The organism is Kocuria sp. WRN011, from assembly GCF_002295155.1.
GTDB lineage: Bacteria > Actinomycetota > Actinomycetes > Actinomycetales > Micrococcaceae > Kocuria > Kocuria carniphila.
This window is the reverse complement of record NZ_NSGI01000002.1, coordinates 63,378-82,955: the sequence shown is the minus strand read 5'-3', so window position 1 is coordinate 82,955 and position 19,578 is coordinate 63,378. Positions and strand designations below refer to the sequence as shown.

Annotated in this window: 18 protein-coding genes and 1 riboswitch; of the genes, 17 read left to right on the top strand and 1 reads right to left on the bottom strand. The window is 63.6% G+C overall.

Translation table 11 applies throughout. The annotated features are described in order from the left end of the window. Nucleotides 1-50 precede the first annotated feature (50 nt). The 13 genes from CKW39_RS03185 (at nt 51) to CKW39_RS03125 (ending at nt 13,406) form a co-directional block, all read left to right on the top strand. Entirely contained in the window at nt 51-413 is a 363-nt protein-coding gene (locus tag CKW39_RS03185) for a DUF485 domain-containing protein (RefSeq protein ID WP_095796967.1), read from the top strand. Nucleotides 414-416: 3 nt separating this feature from the next. Further along, nucleotides 417-2,054 carry a cation acetate symporter gene (locus CKW39_RS03180; RefSeq protein WP_095796732.1) on the top strand — a complete coding sequence of 546 codons (1,638 nt, stop codon included), beginning with the start codon at nt 417-419 and terminating at the stop codon, nt 2,052-2,054. A 117-nt stretch (nt 2,055-2,171) separates the two neighbouring features. Continuing rightward, on the top strand, nt 2,172-2,441 hold the full coding sequence (locus CKW39_RS03175; protein ID WP_095796731.1) for a GlsB/YeaQ/YmgE family stress response membrane protein: 270 nt from the start codon (nt 2,172-2,174) through the stop codon (nt 2,439-2,441). 111 nt (nt 2,442-2,552) lie between these two features. Then, entirely contained in the window at nt 2,553-3,836 is a 1,284-nt protein-coding gene (gene dxr / locus CKW39_RS03170; RefSeq protein WP_095796966.1) for a 1-deoxy-D-xylulose-5-phosphate reductoisomerase, read from the top strand. 32 nt (nt 3,837-3,868) lie between these two features. Next, nucleotides 3,869-3,983, top strand: a riboswitch (SAM riboswitch). A gap of 103 nt (nt 3,984-4,086) precedes the next feature. Further along, entirely contained in the window at nt 4,087-4,974 is an 888-nt protein-coding gene (locus CKW39_RS03165) for a MetQ/NlpA family ABC transporter substrate-binding protein (RefSeq protein WP_165189395.1), read from the top strand. Continuing rightward, the gene (locus CKW39_RS03160) at nt 4,971-6,023 is read left to right on the top strand and encodes a methionine ABC transporter ATP-binding protein (RefSeq protein WP_095796730.1); all 1,053 of its coding nucleotides are present in this window, start codon (nt 4,971-4,973) and stop codon (nt 6,021-6,023) included. The genes CKW39_RS03165 and CKW39_RS03160 overlap by 4 nt, the downstream gene beginning before the upstream one ends. Further along, nucleotides 6,023-6,679 carry a methionine ABC transporter permease gene (locus CKW39_RS03155; protein WP_095796729.1) on the top strand — a complete coding sequence of 219 codons (657 nt, stop codon included), beginning with the start codon at nt 6,023-6,025 and terminating at the stop codon, nt 6,677-6,679. The genes CKW39_RS03160 and CKW39_RS03155 overlap by 1 nt, the downstream gene beginning before the upstream one ends. A gap of 180 nt (nt 6,680-6,859) precedes the next feature. After that, nucleotides 6,860-8,026 carry a flavodoxin-dependent (E)-4-hydroxy-3-methylbut-2-enyl-diphosphate synthase gene (ispG, locus tag CKW39_RS03150; protein WP_095796728.1) on the top strand — a complete coding sequence of 389 codons (1,167 nt, stop codon included), beginning with the start codon at nt 6,860-6,862 and terminating at the stop codon, nt 8,024-8,026. A gap of 38 nt (nt 8,027-8,064) precedes the next feature. Then, nucleotides 8,065-8,886, top strand: coding sequence for a DUF4081 domain-containing GNAT family N-acetyltransferase (locus tag CKW39_RS03145; protein ID WP_254049248.1), 822 nt, complete (start codon nt 8,065-8,067; stop codon nt 8,884-8,886). A 91-nt stretch (nt 8,887-8,977) separates the two neighbouring features. Continuing rightward, nucleotides 8,978-9,805 (top strand): hypothetical protein, encoded by an 828-nt coding sequence (locus CKW39_RS03140; RefSeq protein WP_095796726.1) that lies wholly within the window; start codon nt 8,978-8,980, stop codon nt 9,803-9,805. 84 nt (nt 9,806-9,889) lie between these two features. Continuing rightward, a complete protein-coding gene (locus CKW39_RS03135) occupies nt 9,890-10,639 on the top strand; it encodes a hypothetical protein (RefSeq protein WP_095796725.1) in 750 nt (249 codons plus the stop codon). Between the two features lie 100 nt (nt 10,640-10,739). Beyond that, nucleotides 10,740-12,569: a proline--tRNA ligase gene (locus tag CKW39_RS03130; protein ID WP_095796724.1), complete on the top strand. Its 1,830-nt coding sequence runs from the start codon at nt 10,740-10,742 to the stop codon at nt 12,567-12,569. A gap of 30 nt (nt 12,570-12,599) precedes the next feature. Beyond that, the gene (locus CKW39_RS03125; RefSeq protein WP_095796723.1) at nt 12,600-13,406 is read left to right on the top strand and encodes a TSUP family transporter; all 807 of its coding nucleotides are present in this window, start codon (nt 12,600-12,602) and stop codon (nt 13,404-13,406) included. On the opposite strand, the gene CKW39_RS03120 is transcribed toward CKW39_RS03125, so the two are convergent. Then, on the bottom strand, nt 13,393-14,370 hold the full coding sequence (locus CKW39_RS03120; RefSeq protein WP_095796722.1) for a hypothetical protein: 978 nt from the start codon (nt 14,368-14,370) through the stop codon (nt 13,393-13,395). The two genes, CKW39_RS03125 and CKW39_RS03120, sit on opposite strands and share 14 nt — an antisense overlap. Before the next feature lie 63 nt (nt 14,371-14,433). Here CKW39_RS03120 and rimP point away from each other — a divergent pair, with 63 nt between their 5' ends. The 4 genes from rimP (at nt 14,434) to infB (ending at nt 19,559) form a co-directional block, all read left to right on the top strand. Continuing rightward, entirely contained in the window at nt 14,434-14,925 is a 492-nt protein-coding gene (rimP, locus tag CKW39_RS03115; RefSeq protein WP_095796721.1) for a ribosome maturation factor RimP, read from the top strand. A gap of 135 nt (nt 14,926-15,060) precedes the next feature. Further along, nucleotides 15,061-16,038 (top strand): transcription termination factor NusA, encoded by a 978-nt coding sequence (gene nusA / locus CKW39_RS03110; RefSeq protein WP_095796720.1) that lies wholly within the window; start codon nt 15,061-15,063, stop codon nt 16,036-16,038. Nucleotides 16,039-16,171: 133 nt separating this feature from the next. Further along, a complete protein-coding gene (locus CKW39_RS03105) occupies nt 16,172-16,504 on the top strand; it encodes a YlxR family protein (RefSeq protein WP_095796719.1) in 333 nt (110 codons plus the stop codon). A gap of 124 nt (nt 16,505-16,628) precedes the next feature. Next, complete coding sequence (gene infB, locus CKW39_RS03100) at nt 16,629-19,559, top strand: translation initiation factor IF-2 (protein WP_095796718.1); 2,931 nt, start codon at nt 16,629-16,631, stop codon at nt 19,557-19,559. The last annotated feature ends 19 nt before the right edge of the window (nt 19,560-19,578 follow it).

The following is a 19,578-nucleotide window of genomic DNA, read 5'->3' as shown; positions in this document are numbered from 1 at the left end:
TTGTGGATACAAGGAGCCTAATGTGGTCCTCATCACACAAGGAGGCTTTCATGGCGTCTACGCCCCCTGTCGACTCGGCCAACTCCACGGCTTTCGACTTCACAGAAGCTCAGCGCTCGGATCAGTTCCAGCAGCTGCGCAAAACTCACCGTTCTTTCGTCTTCCCCATGGCCGTGGCGTTCCTGGTCTGGTACCTGCTCTACGTGGTGCTTGCCATTTACGCCCCTGAGTTCATGTCCCAGCGCATTTTCGGGAATGTGAACCTCGGGCTGCTCCTGGGGCTCCTACAGTTCGTAACCACCTTTGGCATCACCGCTGCGTACGTGTCCTTTGCCAACCGGAAACTTGATCCCCAGGCCACAGCGTTGCGTGAGCACCTCGAGGCCGCCGGTGCGGGACGAGGAGAAGCGTAAATCATGATCAACATCACTAATGCGGCACTTCCGGCGATCCATGCCGCCACTGACACCGAAACCGTCGGTACTCCGTGGATCAACATCAGCGTGTTCCTGGCATTCGTCGTGGTCACGCTGGTCGTCGTAATCCGCGCTTCCAAGTCGACATCCACGGCGGCCGACTACTACGCGGGCGGCCGATCGTTCTCCGGTACCCAGAACGGCCTGGCCATTGCGGGCGACTATCTCTCCGCGGCATCGTTCCTCGGCATCGTGGGGGCCATTGCGTTGCAGGGTTACGACGGGTTCCTGTACTCCATCGGCTTCTTCGTCGCGTGGCTCGTGGCCCTGCTACTCATCGCCGAGCCGCTGCGAAACACCGGTAAGTTCACGATGGCGGACGTGCTCTCCTTCCGCCTGCGTCAGCGTCCAGTGCGCGTCGCGGCGTCCATTTCCACCCTGGCCGTGACCTTCTTCTACCTTCTGGCGCAGATGGCCGGCGCGGGTGCTCTCGTGTCGCTGCTGTTGGGCATCGGTTCCAAGACCGGTCAGTCACTGGTCATCGTGGTTGTGGGCATCATCATGATCGTCTACGTCTTGGTGGGCGGCATGAAGGGCACCACGTGGGTCCAGATCATCAAGGCGTGCCTGCTGGTCACGGGTGTTGCCGTGATGACCGTGTGGATCCTGGCCATGTTCGGCTTCAATTTCTCGGCCATCCTGGGCGCCGCAGTGGAAACCAATAACAACCCCGCCATGCTGGATCCGGGACTGAAGTACGGCTTGAGTGAGATCACCAAGATCGACTTCATCTCGCTGGGCCTGGCTCTGGTGCTCGGTGCCGCCGGTCTGCCGCACGTGCTCATGCGCTTCTACACGGTTCCCACCGCCAAGGAAGCACGCAAGTCCGTGGTGTGGGCCATCACCCTGATCGGCTTGTTCTACCTTTTCACTCTGGTGCTGGGTTTCGGCGCAGCCGCGTTGATCGGCTCCGACCGGATCTTGAATTCCCCCGGTGGCGTGAACTCGGCCGCTCCATTGCTCGCCTACGAGCTGGGCGGCTCCATCCTGATGGGTTTGATCGCCGCAGTGGCCTTCGCAACCATCCTTGCCGTCGTCGCCGGTCTGGCCATCACGGCCTCAGCGTCCTTCGCGCATGACATCTACACATCCGTGATCAAGAACGGCAATTCCGACCCCAAGCAGGAACTGCGCGTCGCCAAGACCACCGTGGTCATCATCGGCCTGGTGTCGATCGCCGGCGGTATCGGCGCCCAGGGTCAGAACATCGCGTTCCTGGTGGCACTGGCCTTCGCGGTCGCCGCATCGGCCAACCTCCCCACGATCCTGTACTCGCTGTACTGGAAGCGCTTCACCACCCGCGGTGCCGTGCTGTCCATGTACGGAGGTCTGATCAGCTCCGTGGTTCTGATCATCTTCTCGCCGGTGATGTCGGGCGCTGAGACGTCCATGATCCCGGGTGCAGATTTCGCCATCTACCCGCTGTCCAACCCGGGCATCATCTCCATTCCGTTGTCGTTCCTATTGGGCTTCCTCGGTTCCATGTCCGAGCGTCGGCCGGAGGATCCCAAGAAGCAGGCCGAGATGGAAGTTCGTTCCTTGACGGGCGTTGGTGCTGAGAAGGCAGTCGATCACTGATTGAGTGTCCTGACGATTTCTCCTGTAACCTGATAGGAAGCTGGCAGTCAGTACGCTGACCAAGGCATACGAACGCGACGACCTCGTGTTAAAGCAAACAGCTAAACTGGAGGAATCATGGGCATTATTAGCTGGATCGTCCTGGGCCTGATCGCTGGCGCACTCGCCAAGCTCATCATGCCGGGTCGTCAGGGTGGCGGCATCATCGTCACCATCATCCTGGGCATCATCGGTGCCATCCTGGGCGGCTTCCTGGGCAGCCTGGTGGGCATCGGATCCTTGGAATCCGTGTTCGACATCGGAACCATCATCACCGCAATCGTGGGCGCACTCATCGTGCTGTTCATTTACGGTGCAGTGACCGGCCGCAAGGGCGCTCGTCGCTGATCCACGGCATCACTGAACGAGGGCGTCACCTCCGGGTGGCGCCCTTGTTGTATGTGCTGAGCTCCTCCGATCCACGAGATACTGGTGACCATGTCCGACGCACCCCTGACCATGACCCCCGAACTCGACAGCGCCACTGGCAAGCATCCCCGGCGCGTGGTCATTCTGGGTTCCACGGGCTCCATCGGTACGCAAGCGCTCGACGTCGTCGCCTCCGCGCGTGGCCTGCGGCGACCGGGCGAGGGCGACGCCGCCGCGGGGCACCCGCCGCTGTCGGTCACGGCCTTGGCCGCCGGAACGTCCAACCTGCCGGTGCTGGCGGAGCAGGCCGTCCGAGAACGTGTGGCCGCGGTCGGAACCAGTGGCACGGCCGACCACGCCCGGCAACTGAAAGAACTCATTGCCCAACGAGCCTCGGGGGAGGGCCTGACAGGCTTCACCCCCGAGATCTTCCACGGGCCTGAGGCCGCAACGTGCGTGGCGGAACACTCGGACTGTGATGTCGTTCTCAACGGCATCACCGGGTCCATCGGACTGGCTCCCACGCTCGCCGCATTACACGCGGGGACGCCCGTGGCGCTGGCCAACAAGGAGTCCCTCATCGCGGGCGGCCCGCTGGTCAAACAGGCCGCGGCCGCCACCGGCCTGGAGACCCCGCTGATCCCGGTGGATTCCGAGCACTCGGCTCTGGCGCAGGCGCTGCGGGGAGGCCGTTCGAGCGAAGTCGACCGATTGATCCTCACCGCCTCCGGCGGACCCTTCCGAGGGATGTCCCGGGATCAACTCACCACGGTCACGCCCCAGCAGGCGTTGAAACACCCCACATGGGACATGGGGGTGATGGTCACGACCAATTCGGCCACCATGGTCAACAAGGCGCTTGAGGTCCTGGAAGCATCCTTGTTGTTCGACGTTGCCCTGGACCGGATAGACGTGACCGTGCACCCACAGTCCGTGGTGCATTCCATGGTCCAGTTCGTGGACGGTTCCACCCTGGCCCAGGTATCACCGCCGGACATGCGACTGCCCATTGCCCTGGGTATGGGGTGGCCCCACAGAATTCCCGGCGCGGCGGTGTCGTGCGATTGGACGCAAGCGGCGCACTGGACCTTCGAGCCGCTGGACACCGAGGCATTCCCCGCCATCGAGCTGATGAAGCATGCCGGGACGCTGGGCGGCACCTGGCCGGCCGTGTTCAACGCGGCCAATGAGCAGGCCGTGTACGCCTTCCACCGGGGTGAGGTGAACTTCACGACCATCGTGGACATCGTTGCGGTGGTCGTGAATGAACACGAGGGCGACACGACCCCGCGGCTCGAGGACGTCCTGGGCGCCGAGGGCTGGGCCAGGAACCGGGCGGATCAGTTTATTGCGCAGCGTTTCAGCGCACGCTGATCACCGCCGGCCCCATGTTAGGCTTGGCCGCGGATGACGAGATCCGGCGTCAAGCTCTGGCTGGCCGGACGGCAACCCTCTCCCGTAGCGGGGTGCCCCAGATGACCATCCGGCCGCGGTTAACGTAGCTCCCGGCAAGTGCGGTTTCCCGAATCAACTAGCACGAGCCTTGCAACTGCGGTGTGTCCTCGGACGTACCGCTTTCAGTTGTTAATCGCCCAGAACATTTCACACCTCGGAAAGGCACATCGTGCGATCTCACCGTTTGATCCCCCTTGCGCTGGCCACCACCATCGGCCTCACCTTGACCGCGTGCGGCGGCGGAGATTCTGAATCCTCCGATCCTGCTGCGGACGGCACCGTCACCATTGGCATCGTCGGCTCGGAGCCCGCTCACGACGCGCTCAAGGAAGTCGCTGCCGAGAACGACATCACCGTCGAGTACGTGGATTTCAGCGACTACAACCAGCCGAACCCCGCCACCAAGAGCGGCGACGTGGACATGAACTGGTTCCAGCACACCGCGTACCTTGCTGACTACAACAACAACTCTGGTGACACCATCACACCGGTCGGGTCCACCGCGATTTACCCGTTGGGTATGTACTCCAGCAAGTACGACTCCCTGGACCAGATCAAGGACGGCGACGAGATCGCGATTCCCAATGACTCGATCAACCTGGGTCGTGCACTGAACCTGCTCAAGCAGGAGGGGCTGGTCGAATTCACCAAGGACACCATTGCCCCGACCGAAGGCGATATCGACACCGAGAAGTCCAAGGTCTCTGTGCGTCCCGTGTCCGCCGAACAGACTGTTTTGTCAATGGATTCCGTGGCGGCTTCCGTGATCAACAACGACTTCCTGGGCCGAGCGAACATCGATCCCAAGTCCGCTCTCGCATCGGATGATCCGAAGCAGGACAGCGCCAAGGTCTTCAACAACCTGTTCGCTGCTACCGAGGCCAACGCCGACAACGAAACTCTCAAGAAGGTTGCAAGCTTCTACTACGACCCCAAGGTCTTGAAGGCCGAGGACGAGGAGAGCAAGGGCACCGCTGTCCCGACAGAGGTGGACCAGCAGGAACTCAAGGATCTGCTGACGCGGTATCAGGAAGACCTGAAGGAACAGACCCAGTGACGGAAGTATCCAGTGAGCGCACCCTGGTGCGCTTCCGGGACGTCAGCAAGGTCTACACGGGCGGATCCAAGCGCGCACCGCGAGTGGTCAACGCCGTGGACAGCGTCACCCTGGACATCACCAAGGGCGAGATCTTTGCCGTGATCGGGTACTCCGGAGCCGGCAAGTCCACCCTCGTGCGATTGATCAACGGTCTGGAGCCCATCAGCTCCGGATCGCTCGAGGTTGCGGGTAACCGGGTGGACGGTAAGTCCGAGGTGCAGTTGGCACCCATCCGCCGCAAGATCGGCATGATCTTTCAGCAGTTCAACCTGTTCAACTCGCGCACCGTGGCGGGCAATATCGAGTATCCGCTCAAGCGTGCCGGGTGGAAGCCCGAGGAGCGCAAACGGCGAGTGACCGAGCTGCTGGACTTCGTGGGACTGACGGACCGTGCCAAGAACTATCCCGAAGAGCTGTCCGGTGGGCAGAAGCAGCGCGTGGGCATTGCTCGCGCCCTCGCCTCCAATCCGGAGTTGTTACTCGCGGACGAATCGACCTCGGCGCTGGACCCCGAAACCACCCAGGAAGTGCTCGGACTGCTCAAGCGGGTCAACCGGGAACTGGGGATCACCATTGTGCTGATCACCCACGAGATGGACGTGGTGCGTTCCATCGCGGATCGCGTAGCCGTGATGGACAGCGGCCGAGTGGTCGAAATGGGCACCACGTCGGACGTTTTTGCCTACCCCCAGGCCGAGACCACACGGAAGTTCGTCTCCTCGGTGATGCGCACCGTTCCCCGTGAGGACGAGATCGCCAAGCTGCGCGAGGAACACCCGGGTCGCCTGATCCTGGTGGATGTCACCGACCAGAACCGGATCGGCTCCGTTCTCTCGGAGTGCGCCCGGGACGGCGTGACGTTCAACATCGCGTTCGGTGGCATCTCCATGCTGCAGTCGCGGTCCTTCGGCACGTTGACGCTGTCGTTGAACGGTCCGGACACCGCCGTGGAGAACACCATTGTTCGGCTGCGTGAAATCACCAAGGTAGAGGAGGTGACCCGCTGATGGATTGGCCATTATTGGGACCCCAATTGCTCTCGGCCACCGGCGAGACCCTGTACATGGTGGCAGTCACCCTGGTGTTGGCCGGTCTTATCGGGCTGGTGGTCGGCGTGGGACTCTACGTCACCCGTCGGGGCAACATCCTGGAGAACTCCGCGGTTTTCACCGCGCTGAACCTCCTGGTGAACTTCATCCGCCCCATCCCGTTCATCATTCTGCTGGCCGCACTTGGCCAGGCCACCGAGGCCGTCGTGGGCACCCGACTGGGTCCCAACGCCGCGATTTTCGCCATGACCATTGGTGCAACGTTCGCTGTGGCGCGCATCGTGGAGCAGAACCTGATGAGCGTGGATCCCGGTGTGGTTGAGGCCGCTCGTTCCATGGGTGTGTCTCGGTTCCGGATCATCACCACGGTGATCCTGCCCGAGGCTCTCGGCCCGCTGGTGCTGGGTTACACCTTCTTGGTCATCGGCATCACGGACATGTCCGCCATGGCCGGTGCCATTGGCGCTGGTGGTTTGGGCGACTTCGCGTTGCGTCTGGGTTACCAGCGTTTCAATGACGAGGTCACCTGGGCAGCTGTGATTGTGATCATCATTCTGGTGCAGTTGGTTCAGTTCTTCGGCAACTGGTTGGCGCGCAAGATCATGCGCCGCTAGCGAGGACAACCGCTACGAATCCCGCCCCGGGCCTTCCCACGAAAGGCCCGGGGCGGCGTCGTTGGGCGTTCGTTTGCTCACGTCCGGCTGCAGGCTCTCGGCAAGGTGGCACAATGGAAGGTGAATAAATCGGGGAGTGCCCTTGCGCACCCCCGGCCAACAAGCTTCTGGAGGCAATTCGTGAGTTCGGTCAGTCTCGGTATGCCCGCTGCACCCCAGCCGGTCCTTTCACCTCGACGGAAGACCCGTCAGATCCAGGTGGGGTCCGTGGGTGTCGGATCGGATTTCCCGGTCAGCGTGCAGTCGATGACCACCACGCCCACCACCAACATCAACGCCACGCTGCAGCAGATCGCAGAACTCAACGCAGCTGGTTGCGACATTGTGCGTGTGGCCTGCCCGTCCCAGGATGACGCTGATGCGTTGCCCATCATCGCCAAGAAGTCACCGATCCCGGTGATTGCTGACATCCACTTCCAGCCCAAGTACGTCTACGCGGCCATCGATGCCGGCTGTGCCGCGGTACGCGTGAACCCGGGCAACATCCGCAAGTTCGATGATCAGATCGAGGGCATTTCCCGCGCAGCCGAGGCCGCGGGCGTATCCATCCGGATCGGCGTGAACGCGGGATCGCTGGACAAGCGCCTGCTCGAGAAGTACGGCAAGGCCACCCCGGAGGCACTCATGGAGTCCGCCGTCTGGGAAGCCTCTTTGTTCGAGGAACACAACTTCCACGATTTCAAGATCTCCGTCAAGCACAACGACCCCGTGACCATGGTGCGCGCCTACCAGTTGCTCGCCGAGCGCGGTGACTGGCCGTTGCACCTGGGTGTGACCGAGGCCGGGCCCGCGCTGCAGGGCACCGTGAAGTCCGCGACCGCCTTCGGCATTCTGCTGGGACAGGGCATCGGCGACACCATCCGCGTCTCGCTGTCCGCACCCCCGGTCGAAGAGGTCAAGGTGGGCAACCAGATTCTGCAGTCGCTGGGCCTGCGCCCGCGCAAGCTGGAGATCGTCTCCTGCCCGTCCTGTGGCCGCGCCCAGGTGGATGTCTACAAGCTCGCCGACGACGTCACCAAGGGTCTCGAGCACCTGACCGTGCCGTTGCGCGTGGCCGTGATGGGTTGTGTCGTCAACGGGCCTGGCGAGGCTCGCGAAGCCGATCTGGGTGTTGCTTCCGGTAATGGGAAGGGACAGATCTTCGTCAAGGGTGAGGTCATCAAGACCGTTCCCGAGGACCAAATCGTGGAGACCCTGCTGGAGCAGGCGAATCGCATGGCCGAGGACATGGAGCTCGACGAGAACGGTCAGCCCGTAGAGGGCGCCCCGGTCGTGACGGCCGGATGATCCGATACCGGGTGACGCGTCTGCTGGTTCCCGGGGCAGTGCCCCAATCCCAATTGGACCAGCTCCTGGCGCGTCACGCGGTCTCCTCGGTGTTCGTGGGCTCCCACGTCGATTCGGTGCGCACCGCACGACGTCGCCGCCCTCCGCCCGTGGTGGGCGTCATGAACCCGGATCAGGAACTCGTGGGTGCCTGCTGGGTGGGTACCAACGTGGTCCCCGTGGCGCTGGACGAGACCGGTCAGGACCTCGTAGCTGATTATCTGGCGCGGGGCGGGTCTCACTACGCGTCGATTTTCGGCCCCGCGGATCCCGTCATGGGGCTCTGGAACCGACTTAAAGGTTCGTGGCCGCTTCCCTTCGACGTGCGTCCAGAGCAACCGCTGCTGGCCATGGACCAGGACCCAGCCCCTGAACAGTTGAATCACGTCTCGCGTCGAGTGCGGTGGGCCGAGATCTCGGAGTTCTCCCGCGTGCTCCCCGCGGCCGCGGCCATGTTCGAAGAAGAAGTGGGCTATTCACCGTTCGTGGATGGTGCTCAGAGTTACCGCAAGCGTGTGGAGCAGCTGCTGCGTGAGAAACGAACCGCGGTGCTCGCCAACGACACGGACGGGAAAGTCCTCTTTAAAGCGGACATCGGTTCCATCAGCGGTGGGGTGTGCCAGATCCAGGGCGTGTGGGTCGATCCTGCCTATCGCGGTCAAGGACTCGCGGCACCCTGTATGGCCGCTGTGGTGGCGTTGGCTAGGATATATGTTCCCGTGGTCAGTCTCTACGTGAATTCCTACAATGCCCCGGCCCTGGCCACGTATCGCCGGGTCGGTTTTGAGAGATCCGGGACCTTCGCGACCGTTCTGCTGTAGTCAGGGCCCGTCATGTTGTTCCGGGAGAACGGCAAGCCAGTAACTGGTCAGTACCATTGAGGTCGATTGCCTGGGGAGGGGATTGACTGCCATGAAGAACACCGGGCGCGCAACGAAGCGCGTCTCGATCGTGGGTACGCTCATGTGCGCCGGCCTGGGACTGTACATGCTCTCCGGTTGCGCTTCACCGGAAGCTCAGCACTCCACCGAGTCCCACATAGTGGTCGAGCCCGAAGACGCACGCCAGTCGATGGACGGTGTGCTGGTCTCGGAGGAGAATCCGTTGTCGTTGTACACCACTCGACAGGGCGCGGGCACAGCCGCCAGTGATCAGCCTTCATCGCCGGGTACGAACGAGACCGGCGGTGACTCCGGGGGTAGAGCGCGCGACCGCGCGGTCAGCGAACTGGGGTTGGGGGCCCAAGTGGACCCCAAGATCTGCGAACCCGTGAGGGACGCTGCAGTGTCCTACCTGGCGGTTCCGGCATCATCCACGAACTCGTACAAGGCGTTGAGCCGGGACAATCTCACGGCCGTCACAGTTGAGCTGACGGATTCGGCCGAGGATGCTCGAGAACGGGTGACCGAGAACATCGAACTTCACGGGCGCTGCCAGGACATGACCATGACGGTGTCCGGTGTCAGCGTTCAGACTCGCGTGATGCCCCTGGACGTGGATGTGGATGCGTTGCAGAGTCCAGCGTCCAGGGTGAGCGGAACGGTGTTGGGAGCACCGCTCAAGACCGTGTTGGTGCAAGCCAGCCTGGGCAACGCGGTGGTCACGGTGGCGCACTTCGATTCGGATTTCCTGGTCACCGGCGATATGAACAGCCAACGTATGCCGGCCGAGGATCTCGAACGCGAAGCCACGGACGTGGCCAACGAGGTGCTTCACAATCTGCGTGAACACGCGGCGTGAAGTGTGAACCGGGTTACCTTTGGAGCGTGGCGCGATCAGCCGCTGAAGACAACTGACAGTACCGGCGAAAATAGGTGATCTCCGATGGGCTCCAAGACCACTACCCCCGCATCGTTCTCTCGTATTCAGTCCCCCCGACGCCGCGGCGCACGTGCCGCGGCGGCTGTCGCGATCGCAGCACTCGCGCTCACGGCATGTTCTTCCGGGGGAGGTAACGAACCCGACCCCGAAGCCAGCTACTCCCAAGACCAATTGATTACCGCGCTCAACAGCGTGGAGGTGGACGGTCAGACCCTGACCGCCGAGGCCATGGATCAGGAGAGCGCCGGGACCCAGATGGATGACATTGAGCAGGCGTTGGAGCAGGCCACCATCGAGCCCTCGCAATGCAAGGACCTGGTCAAGGCGGCCCTGGACTCTTCCTCCGGCCACGTTGAGAACATCGTGGTGGCCACACCCTCGGGCGGGAAGTTCGCGGTGAGCGCCATGCCATTGGGATCCGGGGACGAGGCCACCGAGCACGCGAAGAACGCCAACCAGCAGAACGAAGACTGCCAGGACTTCACGATGGAGCTGATGGGAAGCAAGATCGAAGCCACCATCGAACCGCGTGACATCGAGGTCGATAACGGCTCCGAAGCTTCCATCATGGACATGACCATGGACATGGGTGGACAGTCCAACAAGATGACTCAGGCCTCCGCCGTGGTCGGAAACACCTTTGTCGTGGTGAGTGGCCAGGGCGCATCCGGTGAGTCGGAAAGTGCCTCGTCCGAAACCCCGGACATCGAGGCCATCCTGCAAGAATCCGCCAACAAGATTTCTGAACAGTAAGCATCCATCTTGGTCTGAGAGGCTGGTATCTGGGGGATAGAATCCCACCAGATACCAGCCATTTTTTCGAAGGCCCGTTTACGGGCGGTTAGGACTCTTCGTGCCGCTTCGCCTGAGTTCCCTGTTCCTCCGCACTTTGCGTGAGGATCCCGTTGATGCAGACGTGGCCAGCCACCGACTGCTCGTGCGCGCCGGTTATATTCGTCGCGCCGCTCCGGGTATTTACACGTGGTTGCCGCTCGGGCTGAATGTGCTGCGCAAGGTCGAGTCCGTGGTCCGCGAGGAAATGGACGCGATCGGTGCGCAGGAAGTTCACTTCCCGGCGCTGCTGCCCCGTGAACCGTACGAGACCACCAATCGCTGGACCGAGTACGGCGAGAACCTGTTCCGGCTCCAGGACCGCAAGGGCGCCGATTACCTGCTCGCGCCCACGCACGAGGAAATGTTCACCTTGGTCGTGAAGGACATGTACTCGTCGTACAAGGATCTGCCGGCGATGCTCTACCAGATCCAGACCAAGTACCGCGACGAGGCCCGCCCTCGCGCGGGTCTGCTGCGCGGTCGCGAGTTCATCATGAAGGATTCCTATTCCTTCGACGTGGACGACACCGGTCTGGACGAGTCCTACGCCAAGCACCGCGCCGCGTACGTTCGGATCTTCGAGCGTCTCGGTTTGCCCGTGGTCGCGGTATCGGCACAGTCGGGAGCCATGGGCGGTTCGCAGTCCGAAGAGTTCATGCACCCCACGCCCATCGGCGAGGACACCTTTGTCCGGTCGGCCGGCGGCTACGCCGCCAACGTGGAGGCCGTCACCACCGTGCCGCCCGAGGCCATTGCCTACGACGACGCTCCGGCCGCCCAGGTGAACAGGACCCCTGACAGTCCCACGATCGAGACTCTCGTCCAGCGTTCCAACGAGCTCCACCCGCGTGAATCGGGGGAGTGGACCGCCGCGGACACGCTCAAGAACGTGGTGCTGTCGGTGACCCTTCCCGATGGAGAGAAACAACTGGTTGCCGTGGGAATCCCCGGTGATCGTGACATCGACATCAAGCGTGTGGAGGCCGGTATCGGCGAAGCTCTGGGCGTGGGCGGCGAACTGGACGTGGAACCCGCCAGCGACGAGCAGCTGCGGGCCCGCCCCGAGATCGTCAAGGGCTATCTCGGCCCCGGTATGACCCGGGACGATGCCCTGTTGGGTGCAAAGTCCCAGTCGGAGATCCCGTACTTCGTGGATCCCCGCGTGGTGCCCGGTACCAGCTGGATTACCGGCGCCAACGTGAGCGAAATGCACGTGTACGGCCTGGTGGCCGAGCGTGACTTCACGTGGGACGCCACCCTGGAGGCTTGCAGCGTGCGAGCCGGTGACCAGGCTCCCGACGGTTCCGGTGAACTGGAGATTGCCCGCGGCGTAGAAATGGGGCACGTGTTCCAGCTCGGCCGCAAGTACGCGGAGGCTCTGGGGCTGAAGGTGCTAGACCAGAACGGCAAGCTCGTGACCGTGACCATGGGCTCCTACGGTGTTGGCGTGACACGCGCGCTGGCCGCCGTGGCCGAGTACTACCACGACGACAAGGGCCTGATCTGGCCCCGCAACCTGGCCCCGGCCGATGTGCACGTGGTGGCCACGGGCAAGGGTGCCGAGGTGCTCGAAGCTGCCGAGGAAATCGTCAAGGAGATCGAGGACGCGGGTCTGAGCGTGATCTTCGACGACCGTCCCAAGACCTCACCGGGCGTGAAATTCGGTGACGCAGAGCTGCTGGGTGTTCCCACGGTCCTGGTGATCGGACGCGGTCTCAAGGACGGACTGCTCGAAGTGCGCGATCGCCGCAGCGGCGACAGCCGGGACATCGCCCGGGACCGAGTGGTCCAAGAGCTGCAATCGGAAATCTCGAACAGCGTTCAACCCGAATCGGCCGAGGCCCGGTAACCGCTCGCGCGGTCACCACCGGTATCCCGCGTGGACGCATGGTTCTTGGAAGGCTCGGGGTTGGAATCCGCAACCCCGGGCCTTCTGCTGCTCTTGGTACTGACCGGCCTGGCCGCCGGATTCATCGATGCGGTCGTGGGCGGCGGCGGACTGCTACAGCTGCCCGTTGCCATGATGATCCCGGGAATTACTCCCGTCCAGGCGCTCGCGACCAACAAGATGGGTTCGATCTTCGGCACGGCAACCTCCGCGGTCACGTATTACCGCCGGGTGCATCCGGACCTTCGCACCGCCCTTCCCATGGCGGTGGTGGCCCTCGTTGCGTCAGGTGGGGGAGCGGCGGTTGCATCCTTGCTGCCCGCCGAGGTCTTTCGGCCGATCATCGTGGCAGCGCTGATCGGTGTGTTGATTTTCACTATTGCCCACCCCACCATGGGGCAGCTCACGGCCCTGCGGCACAGCGGCGCGCGGCACTACGGATTGGCCATTCTGCTGGGCGGTGGCATCGGCTTCTACGACGGCGTCATGGGTCCCGGAACCGGCTCCTTCCTAGTGATCGGGCTGGTCTCGGTGCTCGGCTATAGCTTCCTGGCCGCGAGCGCCAAGGCCAAGATCATCAATCTGGCCACCAACATCGGCGCACTCATCGTGTTCACGGCCAACGGGTCGATCCTGTGGGGACTCGGCTTGGTGCTGGGCATCAGCAACATGCTGGGTGGCTACATCGGTGCCCGGACGGCCGTGGCGAAGGGGAGTTCTTTTATCCGGATCATCTTCTTCGTGGTGGTGAGCGTGCTCATCGTGAAGCTTGGATGGGACATCCTCAGCGGTCGCTGACCTGGTGTTCACCCGCCAACGCGGGCACGGGATCGGAAGGCTGTAGCAGCGCATGAGCACGCGCCGAGGATTCCAGGACCTCCATGAGCCAGACGCGTTCAACGGGGGTGACCGTACTGATGGCGCCTTGAGCGTAAGCAGACACGTCTTGGGCCACCTCACCCGAAGCGGCCTCGGGGTCATCCGCGATGTCACGCGGTAACTCATAACCGCCGCGTGCGGGGCGAGGCTCACATTCGTACAACGACTCGACCGCGGGGTGGTCCTGAATCCGCTGCATACTCTCCTGCCATTCGGTGAGCGCCCGAGCGGTTTCTGAGAAATCGGTGCCGCGCGCATTGGCCGATTGAGCGGTGAACAGGGCTCGGTCAATCTGCGTGGCCACGGCCGTCAACTCGGGTGTGCACCGCTCGGTCACTTCTGCTTCGGCTTCCTGGCTTCCGGCATCCGCGGGTGCTCTTTCGTCGGATACATCGTTTTGCATCAATGGCTGTGCGGTGCCGTCCTGCCGGGTGACTTCCGCGGACCACGAGGCCGCGATGCCGGCCATCGTGGCTGCCAGGTCTGGGTCTTCTTGGTCCGTGGCCAGTTCAGTCATGCGGGTAATGGCCGTGGTCAGGTCCGTGTCCGCGGTAGCAGCGTCCTGCGGTGTGCGGTCCGGTGTATCCGTTGTGGCATCCGGTCCAGAATTTGTGCCACGCATGTCTTCCAGCCGGTCGCGTTGCGCCGGAGTGGCCGCGGGCCCGAGAGCGGAGAGCTGACGATCCGTGGTGTCTTGCGGAACGTCGTCGCGGGGCGATTCATCCACGGAGGTGACGATGTCGCGGGCGGTGAGCCGGGCGGCGTCGTACTCGGACAACGGGCGCCACGTGGCCCAGGCACCGGCCGCAAGGACGGCGACCAGCGCCATGGCCAGGAACGCAATCACCCACGGCCAGGCGCGAATGCTGCGGTCAGCGGCCACGATTCCTCCCTAGCTCCGGTGTTGTTCCATGATAGGGAGAACGACCGACACGAAGGAGAACGCATGAGCTCGGCAGACACTACCGCCATTCGCAACGCCGTGGAGCCAGTGGTCACCACCGCGGGACTGTATCTGGAAGACCTCGAACTCGAGACCAAGGGCTCCCAGCGGACCCTGCGGATCGTGCTGGACCTGCCGGACGGCACGGACGCCCTGAACCTGGATCGCCTGGCCGAGGTCTCCCGTGACATATCCGGCGCGCTGGACGAACACGATCCCGTTCCGGGACCGCCCTACGAACTGGAAGTCTCCACGCCCGGTGCCACCCGCGAGCTGGAATCCCCACGACACTGGAAGCGCAATGTCGGCCACCTGGTGCGTGTGCGCCCCGCGGACGGCGAACGTTTCACGGCCCGCCTGCTGGAAGCCCACGACGATCACGCGGTGCTGCAGCGCTGGCATCAGCCCAAGAAGGGAATGCCCATCAAGTACCTGGACCCGGAGCGCCTGGACTACCAGAACGTGCGTGGCGCGCGCGTTGAGGTCGAAATCTAAACCCGCACGGGGGATGTACCATAGCCCGAAGAACAATTAGCCAATACCCACGCGCAGCGCACCACACCTCCCATGTGTGGCGCGCTGTTTGGTTCCCGGACGGGTCCCGAATGGGCACGAAGGAAGGCCGGTCACATGGACATTGATATGAGTACCCTGCGTCTGCTCGAACGCGAACGGGACATTCCGGTGGACGTGTTGATCCCCACCATCGAACAGGCACTGTTGCTCGCCTACCAGAAGTCCCCGGGTGCCGTGAGCGGTGCTCGCGCAGAAGTCGAACGCCGCACCGGTCACGTGACCATCTGGGCGGACGAGGTCGACGAGGACGGGAACAAGATCGGCGAGTTCGACGACACCCCCGCCGGTTTCGGTCGCATTGCCGCCGCAACCGCGCGACAGGTCATTCTGCAGAAACTGCGGGACGTGGAGGACGACAACGTGCTGGGCCACTTCAAGGGCCGCGAGGGTGAACTGGTGTCCGGCCAGATTCAACAGGGCAAGAATCCCAACATGATCCAGGTGAACCTGGGCACCGTGGAGGCCGTGCTGCCCCCGCACGAGCAGGCACCTGGCGAGGTCTACAAGCACGGCGCCCGCATTCGCGCGTTCGTGGTGGAGGCCAAGCGCGGCATGAAGGGCCCGTCCATCATGCTGTCCCGTTCGCACCCGGACCTGGTGCGTCGCCTGTTCGAGATGGAAGTTCCCGAGATCGCGGACGGCTCCGTGGAGATCGTCGCCCTGGCCCGCGAGGCCGGTCACCGCACCAAGATGGCCGTGGTCGCGACTCGTCCCGGGGCCAACGCCAAGGGCGCGTGCATCGGTGAAATGGGTTCGCGTGTGCGTGCGGTCATGAACGAACTGGGGGAGGAGAAGATCGACATCATCGACTTCACCGAAGAGCCCGACGTGTTCATCGCCAATGCGCTCTCCCCGGCCAAGACCACCCGCGTGGAGGTCGTTGACGAGCGAACTCGCTCGGCCCGAGCTGTGGTACCCGACAGCCAACTGTCACTGGCCATCGGCAAGGAAGGGCAGAACGCTCGATTGGCTGCGCGCCTGACCGGCTGGCGCATCGACATCGTGCCCGAGTCCCGAGTGGCGAATCACTGAGAAAACCCGCAATTCGAGGGAATCATCCCCGGCGCGTTAGACTGGTCTACGGTCAGTTCGTGAATTGTGCGTACTCACCGGCATCGCACCTAGCGAGTGCCGAGTACTCACGTGAGCAAGTACAGGAGCGAGGGTGAGCCAGAACAGCCTTCGAACCTGTGTGGGATGCAAGAAAATTGTGTCCCCTGACCAACTCGTCCGCGTAGCGGTGGAGCAGACGGAGCAGGGCCTGGAAGCCGTGTTCGACGTGTCCCGCCGTATCGGCGGCCGAGGTGCCTGGGTGCATCCCGCCCAGGAATGCGTCAGGACAGCAGTGCGACGCCGCGCGTTCAATCGCGCGTTTCGCACCGCCGTCAGTGCCGAGAACCTCGGTCACCACCTCAACGTTTTACTGTCCACACGGTGGAACGGACAGAAGGAAAGCGAGTCAGAAGACCATGGAAAACCGATGAGTGCCAAGCGATGAGTACTTTTTCGTACTCCGCCCACGGCCAGCAGGGTGACATGTCGATCATCGACGCGCCCCAAGGCCGCATCAACGGAAGATAATGGTTCGTGCCTGTTTCGGTGCGAACCGAGACAGGAGAAATGTGGCCAAGCCCCGTGTCCACGAGCTCGCCAAAGAGCTCGGTATCACGTCTAAAGAAGCGATTTCCAAGCTTCAAGAATTAGGGGAATTCGTCCGTGGAGCATCCTCCACGGTGGAGCCCCCCGTAGCCAAGAAACTTCGTTCTGCATTCCCCGCCGGTTCCGGCGACGCTGCAGCGGAGAAGGCTCCCCAGAAGACTCGGAGCACCAAGCCGGCGCAGAAGTCCCAGCCCAAGGCCGAGACCAAGCCCGCTGCCGAGCGCCCCGCAGCAGCCCCCGGCCCCAAGCCGGGTCAGGCTGCTCCCAAGCCCGCTCAGGCCAAGGAAGAGACGGCTCCGGCTGCCGCTCCCAAGGCGGAGTCCACGCCCGCTCCGGCACCCAAGGCCGAAGCACCCAAGGCGGGGGCTCCCAAGGAACAGGCACCCAAGGCGCCCGAGTCCAAGCCGCAGTCACCCAAGTCCTCGGCCCCCAAGCCGGGCGGTGCGCGTCCGGGTAACAACCCGTACGCATCGCAGCAGGGTATGGGTCGCGGTTCCGAGTCCGGCGGTCCCAAGCCGAGTGGTGCTCGTCCGGGTCAGCAACGTTCCGGCAAGCCGGGCGCACCTCGCCCCGGTAACAACCCGTTCGCCCCGCAGCAGGGTATGCGTACCAGCGGTTCCGGCCAGGGCGGTCCCCGTCCCGGTGGACCCCGCCCCGCAGGCCCTCGTCCGGGCGGTCCCCGTCCCGCGCACGGCGGTCAGGGCGGCCAGGGTGGACCCCGTTCGGGTGCTCCGCGTCCGGGTGGCGCACGCCAGGGCCAGGGTCACGGTCAGGGTGCTCCCCGTCCCGGTGGTCCTCGCCCTTCGCCCAACATGATGCCGGGGCACACCACCGGTGTGGCTCCCATCGGAAGCCGTCCCGGTAACGCCGGTGGCGGTGGACCCCGCCGCGGTGGTGGCGGTCCCGGTGGCCCCGGTGGCGGCGGCGGTTTCCGCGGCCGCGGTGGTCGTGGTGGTACCCAGGGTGCGTTCGGTCGAGGCGGCGGTGGCCGTGGACGTCAGCGCAAGTCGAAGCGCGCGAAGCGTCAAGAGCTTGAGCAGATGTCAGCACCCGCCGTGGGTGGCGTCTCCGTTCCGCACGGTGATGGCAACACGGTGGTCCGCCTGCGTCGCGGTGCCTCGCTCATGGACTTCGCTGAGAAGATCAACGCCAACCCGGCATCGCTCGTGACCGTTCTCATCCACCTGGGTGAGATGGCCACGCAGACCCAGTCGCTGGACGAAGAAACGTTCGAGCTGTTGGGTGCCGAGCTGGGCTTCAAGATCCAGGTCGTCTCGCCGGAGGACGAGGAGCGCGAGCTGCTCGAATCCTTCGACATCGACCTCGAGGCCGAAGCCGAGGCCGAGGGCGACGAGGTTCTCGAATCCCGTCCTCCGGTTGTCACCGTCATGGGTCACGTCGACCACGGTAAGACCCGTCTGCTCGACGCGATCCGTAACACCACGGTGATCGAGGGCGAGGCCGGCGGCATCACCCAGCACATCGGTGCGTACCAGATCTCCACCGAGGTGGACGGTGAAGAGCGTCTGATCACCTTCATCGACACCCCCGGTCACGAGGCGTTCACCGCCATGCGTGCCCGTGGTGCCAAGGTCACGGACATCGCCGTGCTGGTGGTCGCCGCTGATGACGGCGTGATGCCCCAGACCGTCGAGGCGTTGAACCACGCCCAGGCGGCCGGTGTGCCGATCGTGGTCGCGGTGAACAAGATCGACAAGCCGGAAGCCAACCCGGAGAAGATCCGCGGTCAGCTCACCGAGTACGGATTGATCCCCGAAGAATACGGTGGCGACACCATGTTCGTGGATGTCTCCGCGCGTGCCGGTCAGAACATCGAAGACCTGCTCGACGCGGTCGTCCTGACCGCTGACGGTGCCCTGGAACTGCAGGCCAACCCGGACAAGGAAGCTCGTGGCGTGGCGATTGAAGCCAACCTGGACAAGGGCCGCGGCGCAGTGTGTACCGTGCTGGTCCAGTCCGGCACGCTGAAGGTCGGCGACGCCATTGTCGCGGGTGCGGCTCACGGCCGCGTGCGCGCCATGTTCGACGAGAACGGTCAGGCAGTCGAGACTGCCACCCCGTCCCGACCGGTCCAGGTGTTGGGTCTGTCCGCAGTGCCCCGCGCCGGTGACACCTTCCTGGCCACCCAGGAGGAGCGTACGGCTCGCCAGATCTCCGAGAAGCGTCAGGCCGCTGACCGCAACGCTCAGCTGGCCAAGCGTCGCAAGCGCATCACGCTCGAGTCCTTCGACGAGGCCGTGGCAGAGGGCAAGATGGACACCCTCAACCTCATCATCAAGGGTGACGTGTCCGGTGCCGTGGAGGCGCTGGAAGATTCGCTGCTCAAGATCGATGTGGGCGGAGACGAAGTTCAGCTGCGCGTCATCCACCGCGGTGTGGGTGCCATTACGCAGAACGACGTCAACCTGGCCACCGTGGACAACGCGGTCATCATTGGCTTCAACGTCCGCCCGGCGGAACGTGTCACCGAACTCGCGGACCGCGAGGGCGTGGACATGAAGTTCTACTCGGTGATCTACAACGCCATCGACGATGTCGAGAGCGCCTTGAAGGGCATGCTCAAGCCGGAGTACGAGGAAGTGGAGCTCGGTACCGCCGAGATCCGCGAGGTGTTCCGCTCCTCCAAGTGGGGCAACATCGCCGGTGCGTACATCACCAAGGGCGTGGTCAAGCGCAACGCCAAGGCGCGCCTGGTCCGCGACGGCAACGTGGTGAAGGACAGCCTCACCATCGATTCGCTGCGTCGCTTCAAGGATGACGCCACGGAAGTTCGCGAAGGTTTCGAGTGCGGTATCGGCCTCGGTTCCTTCAACGACATCCAAGAGGGCGACATGATCGAGACGTGGGAGATGCGCGAAAAGCCGCGCGCCTGAGTCACGTCACGTTCAAGCG

Excerpts from the sequence above, each read along its gene's own strand:
- dxr (WP_095796966.1), top strand. The coding sequence starts at position 2,553 with ATGACCCCCGAACTCGACAGCGCCACTGGCAAGCATCCCCGGCGCGTG.
- rimP (WP_095796721.1), top strand. The coding sequence starts at position 14,434 with ATGAGCTCGGCAGACACTACCGCCATTCGCAACGCCGTGGAGCCAGTG.
- nusA (WP_095796720.1), top strand. The coding sequence starts at position 15,061 with ATGGACATTGATATGAGTACCCTGCGTCTGCTCGAACGCGAACGGGAC.
- CKW39_RS03180 (WP_095796732.1), top strand. The coding sequence starts at position 417 with ATGATCAACATCACTAATGCGGCACTTCCGGCGATCCATGCCGCCACT.
- CKW39_RS03155 (WP_095796729.1), top strand. The coding sequence starts at position 6,023 with ATGGATTGGCCATTATTGGGACCCCAATTGCTCTCGGCCACCGGCGAG.
- CKW39_RS03140 (WP_095796726.1), top strand. The coding sequence starts at position 8,978 with ATGAAGAACACCGGGCGCGCAACGAAGCGCGTCTCGATCGTGGGTACG.
- CKW39_RS03175 (WP_095796731.1), top strand. The coding sequence starts at position 2,172 with ATGGGCATTATTAGCTGGATCGTCCTGGGCCTGATCGCTGGCGCACTC.
- CKW39_RS03185 (WP_095796967.1), top strand. The coding sequence starts at position 51 with ATGGCGTCTACGCCCCCTGTCGACTCGGCCAACTCCACGGCTTTCGAC.
- CKW39_RS03135 (WP_095796725.1), top strand. The coding sequence starts at position 9,890 with ATGGGCTCCAAGACCACTACCCCCGCATCGTTCTCTCGTATTCAGTCC.